The organism is Sandarakinorhabdus cyanobacteriorum, from assembly GCF_002251755.1.
Lineage (GTDB): Bacteria > Pseudomonadota > Alphaproteobacteria > Sphingomonadales > Sphingomonadaceae > Sandarakinorhabdus > Sandarakinorhabdus cyanobacteriorum.
Map to the genome: position 1 here is coordinate 1 of NZ_NOXT01000068.1, position 9,585 is coordinate 9,585.

General features: G+C 59.0%; 10 protein-coding genes, 1 tRNA gene and 2 pseudogenes. 5 read left to right on the top strand and 8 right to left on the bottom strand.

Features of this window, described 5'->3' with window-relative positions; translation table 11 throughout:
- Positions 1-587: pseudogene (locus tag CHU93_RS02310) on the bottom strand (DDE-type integrase/transposase/recombinase); the annotation flags it as partial.
- A 72-nt stretch (positions 588-659) separates the two neighbouring features.
- On the opposite strand from CHU93_RS02310, the gene CHU93_RS02315 reads away from it, so the two are divergent.
- A complete protein-coding gene (locus CHU93_RS02315) occupies positions 660-1,688 on the top strand; it encodes an IS110 family RNA-guided transposase (protein WP_094472585.1) in 1,029 nt (342 codons plus the stop codon).
- A gap of 228 nt (positions 1,689-1,916) precedes the next feature.
- Here the strand turns inward: CHU93_RS02315 and CHU93_RS02320 are convergent.
- Both CHU93_RS02320 and CHU93_RS02330 read right to left on the bottom strand, forming a co-directional pair.
- Positions 1,917-2,192 (bottom strand): annotated as a pseudogene (locus CHU93_RS02320) (transposase); the annotation flags it as partial.
- A 299-nt stretch (positions 2,193-2,491) separates the two neighbouring features.
- Positions 2,492-2,767 (bottom strand): chorismate mutase, encoded by a 276-nt coding sequence (locus CHU93_RS02330; RefSeq protein ID WP_243375123.1) that lies wholly within the window; start codon positions 2,765-2,767, stop codon positions 2,492-2,494.
- A gap of 81 nt (positions 2,768-2,848) precedes the next feature.
- Here CHU93_RS02330 and CHU93_RS02335 point away from each other — a divergent pair, with 81 nt between their 5' ends.
- Positions 2,849-3,886 (top strand): polyprenyl synthetase family protein, encoded by a 1,038-nt coding sequence (locus CHU93_RS02335; protein ID WP_423825885.1) that lies wholly within the window; start codon positions 2,849-2,851, stop codon positions 3,884-3,886.
- A 10-nt stretch (positions 3,887-3,896) separates the two neighbouring features.
- On the opposite strand, the gene CHU93_RS02340 is transcribed toward CHU93_RS02335, so the two are convergent.
- Complete coding sequence (locus CHU93_RS02340; RefSeq protein WP_094472587.1) at positions 3,897-4,193, bottom strand: putative quinol monooxygenase; 297 nt, start codon at positions 4,191-4,193, stop codon at positions 3,897-3,899.
- A gap of 71 nt (positions 4,194-4,264) precedes the next feature.
- On the opposite strand from CHU93_RS02340, the gene CHU93_RS02345 reads away from it, so the two are divergent.
- The 3 genes from CHU93_RS02345 (at position 4,265) to CHU93_RS02355 (ending at position 4,859) form a co-directional block, all read left to right on the top strand.
- Positions 4,265-4,543, top strand: a complete 279-nt coding sequence (locus CHU93_RS02345; protein WP_094472588.1) for an NADH dehydrogenase ubiquinone Fe-S protein 4 — start codon at positions 4,265-4,267, stop codon at positions 4,541-4,543.
- Positions 4,543-4,737: a hypothetical protein gene (locus CHU93_RS02350; protein ID WP_094472589.1), complete on the top strand. Its 195-nt coding sequence runs from the start codon at positions 4,543-4,545 to the stop codon at positions 4,735-4,737. Before CHU93_RS02345 ends, CHU93_RS02350 begins: the two co-directional genes overlap by 1 nt.
- Positions 4,738-4,782: 45 nt before the next feature.
- Positions 4,783-4,859, top strand: a tRNA-Arg gene (locus tag CHU93_RS02355).
- Here the strand turns inward: CHU93_RS02355 and CHU93_RS18245 are convergent.
- The 4 genes from CHU93_RS18245 to CHU93_RS17265 all read right to left on the bottom strand — a co-directional run bounded on the left by CHU93_RS18245 (position 4,818) and on the right by CHU93_RS17265 (position 9,356).
- Entirely contained in the window at positions 4,818-6,518 is a 1,701-nt protein-coding gene (locus tag CHU93_RS18245; protein ID WP_423825886.1) for a recombinase family protein, read from the bottom strand. The two genes, CHU93_RS02355 and CHU93_RS18245, sit on opposite strands and share 42 nt — an antisense overlap.
- 275 nt (positions 6,519-6,793) lie before the next feature.
- Positions 6,794-8,293, bottom strand: coding sequence for a hypothetical protein (locus tag CHU93_RS17260; protein ID WP_133064286.1), 1,500 nt, complete (start codon positions 8,291-8,293; stop codon positions 6,794-6,796).
- 35 nt (positions 8,294-8,328) lie between these two features.
- The gene (locus CHU93_RS02375; RefSeq protein WP_094472591.1) at positions 8,329-8,628 is read right to left on the bottom strand and encodes a hypothetical protein; all 300 of its coding nucleotides are present in this window, start codon (positions 8,626-8,628) and stop codon (positions 8,329-8,331) included.
- Positions 8,625-9,356 (bottom strand): hypothetical protein, encoded by a 732-nt coding sequence (locus tag CHU93_RS17265; RefSeq protein ID WP_133064287.1) that lies wholly within the window; start codon positions 9,354-9,356, stop codon positions 8,625-8,627. The genes CHU93_RS02375 and CHU93_RS17265 overlap by 4 nt, the downstream gene beginning before the upstream one ends.
- Positions 9,357-9,585: the final 229 nt, after the last annotated feature.

Here is a 9,585-nt window from a genome sequence, read left to right on the forward strand (position 1 = left end):
CTGCTAAATCGCGCCAACGCCTCCCAACATAGGACGTTGTCGCTGACCACCATCAGCGGCTTGCCGCGGACGGCCGCCAGGCTGTCAAGTTCCCGCGCGACCCGTGCACCAGACAGCGACGTGTCAGCCACCAGCGCCAGGCACTCGCGCGTGAAGTCGTCGACCACGCACAGGATGCGGAAGCGCCGGCCGCACGCAAAGGCATCAGATACGAAATCGAGGCTCCACCGCTGGTTCGCTCCCTGCGGCACCGTCATCGGTGCCCTGGTGCCCAGCGCCCGCTTGCGGCCGCCGCGGCGGCGCACCTTCAACCCTTCTTCCCGGTAGATCCGCAACAGCTTCTTGTGGTTCGGCGCCAGCCCTTCGCGCGCCAGCAGATACCCCAAACGCCGATAGCCGAACCGCCGCCGTTCGCCGGCCAGCTCGCGCAGCCTGGTGCGTAGACCTGCATCATCGGAGCGGGTGGGCTCATAACGCACCACCCGCCTCGCCACACCGATCAAACGACACGCCCGCCGCTCGCTCAGCCCGAACGTCTCCCGGGCATGGGCGACCGCATTCCGCTTCGCGTCGGGCGTCACCATTTGTGGGATGGTCCGCCCCCTTTCGGGGCGAAGCGACCGATCGCATGATTGACGCTTTCGGGAAGGAGGACTGCCATGGATGAGATCAAGTTGGTTGGTGTCGATATCGGCAAGAGCGCATTTCACTTGGTTGGCGTTGATGCATCCGGTGCCGTGCAGCTCAAGCGTCGTTGCAGCCGCCCTCAGCTCTTGGCGCTGATGGCCAAGTTGACCGATTGCGTCGTTGCGATGGAAGCGTGCTGCGGGGCACACCACCTTGCCCGCCAGATCATCCCTTTGGGGCACGACGTCAGGCTGATCGCGCCGCAGTTCGTGAAGCCGTTCCTCAAGTCTAACAAGAACGATTATCTCGATGCCGAGGCGATCGCTGAAGCCGCTCAGCGCCCCACGATGCGCTTTGTGCCGGTGAAGACCGTTGAACAGCTGGATCTGCAGGCGTTGCATCGGGTGCGGGAACGCCTGGTGGGCAAGCGTACGGCTGTCATCAACCAGCTGCGTTCCTTCATGTTGGAGCGCGGCATCGTGTTCCGACAAGGCCGGCGTCACCTCGCGGGTCAGATGCCAGCACTGTTCGCCGACGAGCGTTCCCCTCTGTCGCCGCGCATGCAGGCGATCGCCCAAGGACTGTGGCGAGAGTGGCAGCAACTTGAGCGTGAGATCGATGACGTCAGCATCGAGATCGACAGCGTCGCCAAGACCGATCCGGTCTGCCGTCGTCTGATGACCGTACCCGGCATTGGGCCGATCGTGGCAACAGCGCTTGTGGCAGCCGTGGGTGACGGAAGCGCATTCCAGCGCGGCCGTGACCTGGCGGCATGGCTTGGTCTGGTCCCTCGCCAGCACTCAACTGGCGGCAAGCCCAAGTTGCTCGGGATATCAAAGCGCGGCAACAGCCACCTGCGGCGGCTATTCATCCACGGCGCACGATCAGTTGCTATGCATTCGGATCGAAAGCGCGGCCTCGGCCTTTGGCTGACCGGTCTCGAGCAGCGGGCCCACAAGAACGTGGCTGTCGTTGCTCTGGCCAACAAGATCGTCCGGATCAGTTGGGCCGTGCTGGCACGCGGCGAAGATTATCGGGTTCCGGCGGCGGCGGCTGCCTGAGGCAGGCGCCAGCGTCAGGAGGTCTGCGAGCGACAGGAGTGATGGCAAGCAGTCAATGGATGCACGATCAAAGTCTGGTTCAAAAATGCAGCCCACCAAGGCTGGACCATTTGTGAGACACCATCGTGCGCGCAGCCCATTATGGCCAGGGATCGAGATGTCCCACAAACAGGCCGGATACATTTAGGCAGACTGTGCCGCCAAAGGTTCATTTCGCTTGCAAGACGGGGGCGGACCATACATTTTTGACAGAAGATCCTTCAGCGCCGCGTTGTCCAGCATCGTGTCCGCCAGCAGCCGCTTCAGCTTCGCGTTCTCTTCCTCCAGCGCCCGAAGCCGCTTCGCCTCAGAGACCTCCAGACCGCCATACTTGGCCTTCCATTTGTAGACCGTCGCCGAACTGATCCCGTGCCGCCTGCAAACCTCGGCGGTCGACATGCCCGCCTCCTGCTCCTTCACGATCCCAATGATCTGCTCGTCCGAAAACCTGNCCCGCTCGTCGATCCGATGTCGACATCAACGCGGCTGCCATTGTCGGCCACATTGCTGCGACTGCCATAGCCGTTGAAATACTCGAAACCGCCTGTGGTGCTGTTCATGTTGCTGTTGAACATCAACGTGTTGCCACCAACTGAAAATGGCGTCAGGGCCATGGCCGGGACAGCGGATCCGGCCAGGATGCCGGCGGACAGCAAACATCGGACAGAGTGGTGCATCACGTTTCCCCCCCAAATGCGGCGCAACCTGACGGGAAGGATCGTTCAGCGGGGCTGTGATAGCAAATTGCAAATAGTTAACGCCGTTCAGCCGCGCGCGGCCTGGTGGTGGCGGATCACCTCATCGATGATGAAGCGCAGGAATTTCTCCGAGAATTCCGGATCAAGGTTGGCGCTGGCGGCGAGCGCGCGCAAGCGGGCGATCTGTTCGGATTCGCGGCCCGGATCGGCCGGCGGCAGGCCGGTTTCAGCCTTGTAGCGGCCAACCGCCTGGGTGATCTTGAAGCGTTCGGCCAGCATGAACACCAGCGCCGCATCGATATTGTCGATGCTCTCGCGATAGGCTTTCAGCGTTGCGTCCATGATGCTCCCCAAAACTGGCCCCTGTGGTGCCCAAGCTTTGCGGTACAGCAGCGCGCCGGGCAAGGCCAAGCTTGCACCAGCATGCAACTGCGCTATGGGGAGGGGGTGACAGCAACCGTGCATACGCTGCGCCCCGGGCGCGAACCATCGATCAAGGCGCTGATGAATCTGACGGCGCCGGGGCTGAATGCGGTCAACCATGTCATTCTGGATCGCATGCAGTCGCCGGTGGCGCTGATCCCCGAATTGGCTGGCCATCTGATCGCCGGCGGCGGCAAGCGGCTGCGCCCGATGCTCACCCTGGGCTGTGCCAGCGTGCTTGGCTATGAAGGCAATCGCCATTTCAAGCTGGCCGCTGCGGTGGAGTTCATCCACACCGCCACCCTGCTGCACGATGATGTGGTTGATGCATCGGGCCTGCGGCGCGGCAAGGTCACGGCCAACGCGCTCTATGGCAATCCGGCCAGCGTGCTGGTCGGCGATTTCCTGTTCAGCCGCGCCTTTGAGCTGATGGTCGAGGATGGCAGCTTGCGGGTGCTCAAGATCCTGAGCCGGGCCTCGGCCGTGATCGCGGAAGGGGAGGTGGCGCAGCTGACGGCGCAGCGCGACGTGTCCACCACCGAAGACCGTTATCTTGAGATCATCACCGCCAAGACGGCGGCGTTGTTTGCCGCCGCCTGCCAGATTGCCGCCGTGGTGGCCGAACGCGACGAGAAGGTGGAAGAGGCGCTGGCCAGCTATGGCCGCTATCTGGGCATCGCCTTCCAGCTGGTGGACGACGCCATCGATTATGTGTCTGACGCCGAAACCATGGGCAAGAACGCCGGCGATGATTTCCGCGACGGCAAGATCACCCTGCCGGTGATCCTGGCCTATGCCCGCGGCAATGAGGACGAGCGCGAATTCTGGCGCCGCGCCATGAGCGGCCGTGCCAATGGCGTTGCCGAACTGGCCCGCGCCGGCGAGCTGTTGCGCAGCACCAATGCGGTGGCCGACACCATGGCCCGCGCCCGCCATTATGGCCAGCGCGCCATCGATGTGCTGGCCGGTTTCCCCAAGAGCCCGGCGCGCGACGCACTGACCGAAACGGTCGAATTCGCCATCGCCCGCGCCTATTGAGCCCGGCCGTTCAGGTCGGCTCCGCATCCCCCTCCATCAGGATCAGATTGCGGTCGTGGATGCCCAGCGCCGCAAACTGGCTGCGCCAGGCGGCCAGATGGGCGGAGGCGAAATGCGCGGCCAGCGCTGCCCGGCTGGTCCAGCGCTCACTGACATGGATCAGCGTGGGGTCTTCCAGATCCTGGGCATAGGCATAGTGGAGGCAGCCCGGCTCGGCCCGGCTGGCCGCCATCATCGCGCGCATGGCGGGCAGGGCGGCGGCAAGGCCGGCTTCGGGCAGGCGGATGGTGCCGCTGATCAGGATCATGACGGTGCTCCGTGTTGAACGGCCGATGCAAAGTCCTTGCCTGCGGCAGCCTGTCGCGGCAAGAGAGGGCCATGCACGCGCGCCTTTATCAACGCCCGAAACATGCCCTGCAATCGGGTGGTGCCCGCACCGGCGAATGGCTGTTGGAATTTGAACGGGATGACCGGCTGCGCGCCGATCCGTTGACCGGCTGGGCCGGTTCGGGCTTCACCGCCGGCCAGATCCAGCTGCGCTTTCCCACCAAGGAGGCCGCGCTCGCCTATGCCGAGCGGCATGGGTTGGTGGTGGAGATCGTGCCGCTGGGCCCGCGCACGCTGAAACTGCAGGCCTACGCCGACAATTTCCGCTGATGCGCAGCACCTTCGGTTCGGCCAGCGTCCGCCTCTATTACCTCGATGATGGCGATCCGGTGGCGCAGACCCTGTTCTATGGCCCGCTGGACGAAGCCCTGGCGCTGGCCGCCGCCCAGCCCGAAGCCGTGCAGGCCGGCCTGTGGATCGCGACGGACAATGATGTGGCCGCCTATCTTGATCTGATCGACTGAGCAGGGCTGGATTTTCGCCCGCCGCCAAGGCAATGCAGGGCCAACGCGCCCATAGCTCAGCTGGATAGAGCACGTGCCTTCTAAGCTCGGGGTCGCAGGTTCGAGTCCTGCTGGGCGCGCCAATTTCCGGCAAATGTGGGCACCAACTGCCCATCGGTTTCCGAGACCTTGGCTATCAATGTTTCCAACTCCCCTTTGGTACCACGGATGGTGATTCCGGCGCTGGACAGCCTGACTTCGGCAACGAGCAACGTCAGATAGGCTTTGCGAAAGCTGTAATCCTCGCTGCGAAGCGCCTCACGCATCATCTTCGCGAACCTGTCGAGCACACCAGGCGTGATCTGCCGAGCAGGCCTATCCCGGTCCTGATCTTCAATAGTCCGGATCTCCTGCTGGAGCCGCTGTATCTCCTGTCTCCTGGCGTCCAGACGCTCCCGGACTACAGTGTCACGGAAGTCCAATGCACCAGCCTCGATTGCATCGAGCATCCGCGCGCGAGCTCCTTCCGATTCCGTCAGCGTTCTCCTGAGATGGGCGAGGCGCTGCTTGCGCTCAGCCCTGGCCGAGTCGGTTTTCTCCAGCAAACCGGCCAGCAAATCCTTCAAACGCTCAGGCTGCAGGAGCTTGTGCTCAAGGGCGGCGATAACCGCTTCGTCGACATCGGCCATGCGATAATTGGGAAGGCTGCACGCATCGGAAGCCATCGTTCGCCGCGTTTGACAAGTCAGATAGCGATAGCGTCCGCCCTTGCCGGTAACCAAAATAAGACCCGCACCGCAGTTAGGCTCTCCGCACTTGCCGATGGTCGAGAGCAGCGTGGGACTGTTAACACGTCGCGGTGGGGTCACTTGGGGCTTGTTCATCGCAAGCCGGCGCTGGGCGGCATCGAACGTGTCCTGGTCGATAACGATCGGCACCCTGGTTTCGATCCACTCTTCGCGCGGTCTGAGGATACCGGCCTTTGAATCGCGCATATTGTAATAGTGGCGGCCAACATACACTTCGCGACGCAGGAGGTCCGATACCGTCGACGCGATGAAACGTTTTCCACGCAGGCAAACATTTTCGTGGTTCAGCCGCGTGACAATGGCCTTCAAACCCTGCGGCCCACTGCCATGCTCTCCATAAACATATAGGTTAAACACACGCTTCACGACAGCGGCTTCCGTCGCGTCGATCACAAGCAGCTTCTTCCGCCTTTGACCTACCAGGGGACCGTCTTCGACCCTAAAACCAAAAGGCGGCCGAGATCCGTTCCAGTACCCAGCCGCCGCGTTGGCAGCCATAACCAACCTGACCTGAGAGCTGTTGATCGAAGACGAATATTGGTCCACAGCGCACACCAAGTGGATCGCAAGCTCCGCCTCGGGTCCTTCACCAAAGTCCTGCGTGACAGATATGAGCCTGATGTTCCGCTTTGCCAGTTTGAGCCTGTAAGCGGCTGCCTCATTTGCATTCCGGAAAAATCGACTAGTGCTATACACCAGAACCGCGCCGAAGGGGGGCGGCTTAGTTGCTGAATCGTGGATAAGTCGCTGCAGTTCCGGACGCCGATCGGTTGTGCCAGAGATGCCGGCGTCCACATATATGTGCCGAACGTCGTACCCATGCCGGCGTGCATAGTCTTCGATAGCTGATTGCTGCTCTGAGAGACTCAATTCATTTTCAGCTTGCCTGCGCGTACTGACACGACAGTACGCCACAGCTGGATTGCGCTTAGAGGATTCATTTCTAGTCTCAATCATCGAAGAGATAACCAACCATAGTCCCGATATGAGCATAAACCAGCTCAATCTCTTGCCCGGTTACCACGTCCTTCTCATCCCAGCATTGAACAGCGTCCAATACATTCGTGTCCGACACTGACGAAATTCGCCTCTGACAAGTATGACCAGGCGGCAATGCATGCGCATTCGGTGGTCGATAAGAAGACGCTTGGGACATACCTGCGATATGCCGCCCTGCCCAACGGGACGCGACGCGCTGGCCCCCCTTGACTCGTCACTTTCTGTGTCTTGCGAGGTCGCCATGTGGCGATCACTCGCTTGCAGCCACGCTACAGGAAGAGGTGACCAAACAGGCCAAAACGCCGATAAAGGCGCCGCCACGTGTGCTCGCGATATCCTTCGGCGCTGCTGCTTGGCTCGACAGGCTGATCCCAGCGATCGTAGGTGTAAACATATGTCAGAAATCGTTCCGCCAGAGCGCGGTCGGTCGACTGCCCTCCATTGGAGATGGAAGGGAAGTTGGGCTTTTCAACACCAATCGCCGCAACCTGCAATTCGCACAGCTCGATAAGGCCCGGGCAGTCAGCGGCCGAAGGAATGTTCCCCACTGCCTCGGCAAGGGTTGCATCTGCCGATAGGCCTGAACCGAACTGATCGCGGCCCATCATGGCCATAACATTTTCCCGGTGCAGCGATGAAGGATTCATCAGCATCGTGGCGATGCAGTGCGCTTCGGCCATCAGTCCCATCAACAGCGCCCTTTCTGTAAGCCCCGCCGAATATGAACGGAAGAAGCGGACAGAATCTGACTTTATAAAACCCAAACCAGCTTCGACAGATGTGAGCTCCACGGCCTCATTTCGATGTTGATGCAAAGTTCGAAACCAGCCCATCCACTCTGAGGCGACCTCAAGTATAGGCTCAAAAGCCTTTCTCGCTTGAACAGCGAGCACCCTATCTCTCTTTTTATTGTTTGGTTCTTTAACTAAAACTCTAGCAATTTCTTCCGAATCATTCTTCAACTGCTCAATGGATTGATGCATACGCCCATTGTATGCGAGCATGCTCTTGTCTTGGGCGGGCGTTTGCGCGGACTTGCGCAGCATTTTTTCCGTTGAATCATAAAATTGCTGAAGATCGGAAAAAATTTCATTCACTCGCGTATCTTTCAGGCCGTCATATTCTGACAACCTATCCGATTTTTTCAGCCAGCTTTTGATATTTATCTTCGGAGAACTGGCAAACGACTCCAAAAACTTTGTCACTTTTTGCAGTTTGTGGAAACTCATGCAACTTCCGAGACCGAAAACTACAATCTTCTCGTCTTCAGAGGCGAGATCCAATGCTTGCTTGAACAGACCTTTCTGTAAATTAGGCCATACTTCTGGGTCGGATGATGAAATTGAGAGATTGTGCGTAGCATGGCTGATGTCAAGATATCCTGTAGACTGGTTGGAGCCAGGCATCAGAATTCCTATGCCCGCTGCAGCCCTTCTCCGAAACTCATTCGCAATCAAATTGTTGCTTTCATCTGCGGATGAGTCTAAGATAATCATCTGACTCGCAAACTGCCTTGCAGAGATATTTGTGAAAATCATTTCAAATTGAAATTGGTTGAGTTCGCATTGAGCTATTGAAATAGAATTGAATCTATAATTTGACAATTTAGGAAGATCGCTCCACTCTATTTTATTACGTGCCCAGAGTTTGATTTGAAATCTGTTCATCATTCCTGGCAGATCTAATTTTACCAGAAATCTATCGAATGTTGTACGTTTCTCGACAATGTCAGCCGCTTGTTGGGCAACACTAATAGGGTTTTGTTCCATCGTTACTTCCAATGCTCGGCCAGGCTTTAGACCAATTATAATCCATGACGGCGCTGCGCTGCCACTATGAAATCGATCTTTTCTGGGAAAAGGTCGATTATTTCTGATATCATGGCGGCACGATCAACGGATGTCATGAATGTTGACAAACTGATCAGTGTTTCGATGGATTCGTCTGCCGCAATGCTCACCCATTCGAACAATTCGCCATTTAATTGCTCCGCCTCACGAATTTTCAGCAGAAGCGAAGGTGTCATGGGCGCAGATTCGATTTCCGAAAGCAACGTCTCCAGACGAATAAAACTTCTATCAAAGTCCGAATCGCTCTGAATCATTTGTTGAAATCCTCATATTTCGGAGGGTTGATATTGTCTGCAAAGCGGGGGTTGCCAGCATGAACAGCAATCCAGTCGTGTGCCGCCCGACGAGTGCTCAGTTGGGGCGCCTCGAAGTCGGGGGTCACGGCTGCGAGTGTTCGAGTAATCTGTTCGATCGCATACGTCTGCTTTGCCGTGGGGGGCTTTGCTTCCCACCTTCCGCCTGCGGCCTTTTCGCTCGCCTCGAACTCGGCGACTGCATTCCGATAGGCAGCTTGCGACCAATGATGCCGTCGCCACGCCCCCATGGAAATCAGGTATCGGCGCTTGGCATTGTCTTCAAAAAGCCGATTGAACAGGTCGACGATGCAGGGCTCCCACTGCAATGTGTGGGCAGGCGCTTCCGTTGCAAGCTGACCGAGCCACACAGGCACTTCGGGCGCAGTGAGGGCGCCCAGCAGCCAATAGTCGTCGAGATGCAGACCGTTGGCGACCTCGATCGCGGATCCAGCGCGATACACAAGCTGATCGCGGCCAGGCTGATCGGAACGACGCATGCCGTGATACTGCGCTGCAGCCTCCGCCACCTCGACAGCACAACACGCTGCAAACGCATGACGCGAGCCGGCCGAGAGCATTTCCTGCAGCCGCTGGAGTTTTTCCTGCTGGGGAGATGATGCGTCCATGGACAAGAGATGGCACCATGCTCCGTCCAAGCCCACGCGCTGGCCGGCTTTGACTCCCATGTTTTTTTGCCAGCTCGACTAGCACGGCGGGAGAGCCGGCGGACGCCGGTGGACACGTTGGAAACGTGAAAACTCTTCGGGGTTCCGCTAAGCGCCCTCATCCCGGTCGTTCCAGTGGCCGCGAGACCGTCCTGAAACCTGCCGTTCCCGGCGTGCCGGCGCCTGCCGGCCTAAATGACTGGGTTTGAGACCTAGCCCGGATTATTCACCGGCCGGGTGATTTCGGGTT

What these genes read in the sequence shown, in the direction of transcription:
- CHU93_RS17265 (WP_133064287.1), bottom strand. Translation starts at nt 9,356, where the DNA reads ATGGGAGTCAAAGCCGGCCAGCGCGTGGGCTTGGACGGAGCATGGTGC.
- CHU93_RS02340 (WP_094472587.1), bottom strand. Translation starts at nt 4,193, where the DNA reads ATGATCCTGATCAGCGGCACCATCCGCCTGCCCGAAGCCGGCCTTGCC.
- CHU93_RS02345 (WP_094472588.1), top strand. Translation starts at nt 4,265, where the DNA reads ATGCACGCGCGCCTTTATCAACGCCCGAAACATGCCCTGCAATCGGGT.
- CHU93_RS17260 (WP_133064286.1), bottom strand. Translation starts at nt 8,293, where the DNA reads ATGGAACAAAACCCTATTAGTGTTGCCCAACAAGCGGCTGACATTGTC.
- CHU93_RS02350 (WP_094472589.1), top strand. Translation starts at nt 4,543, where the DNA reads ATGCGCAGCACCTTCGGTTCGGCCAGCGTCCGCCTCTATTACCTCGAT.
- CHU93_RS18245 (WP_423825886.1), bottom strand. Translation starts at nt 6,518, where the DNA reads ATGCTCATATCGGGACTATGGTTGGTTATCTCTTCGATGATTGAGACT.
- CHU93_RS02315 (WP_094472585.1), top strand. Translation starts at nt 660, where the DNA reads ATGGATGAGATCAAGTTGGTTGGTGTCGATATCGGCAAGAGCGCATTT.
- CHU93_RS02375 (WP_094472591.1), bottom strand. Translation starts at nt 8,628, where the DNA reads ATGATTCAGAGCGATTCGGACTTTGATAGAAGTTTTATTCGTCTGGAG.
- CHU93_RS02330 (WP_243375123.1), bottom strand. Translation starts at nt 2,767, where the DNA reads ATGGACGCAACGCTGAAAGCCTATCGCGAGAGCATCGACAATATCGAT.
- CHU93_RS02335 (WP_423825885.1), top strand. Translation starts at nt 2,849, where the DNA reads ATGCAACTGCGCTATGGGGAGGGGGTGACAGCAACCGTGCATACGCTG.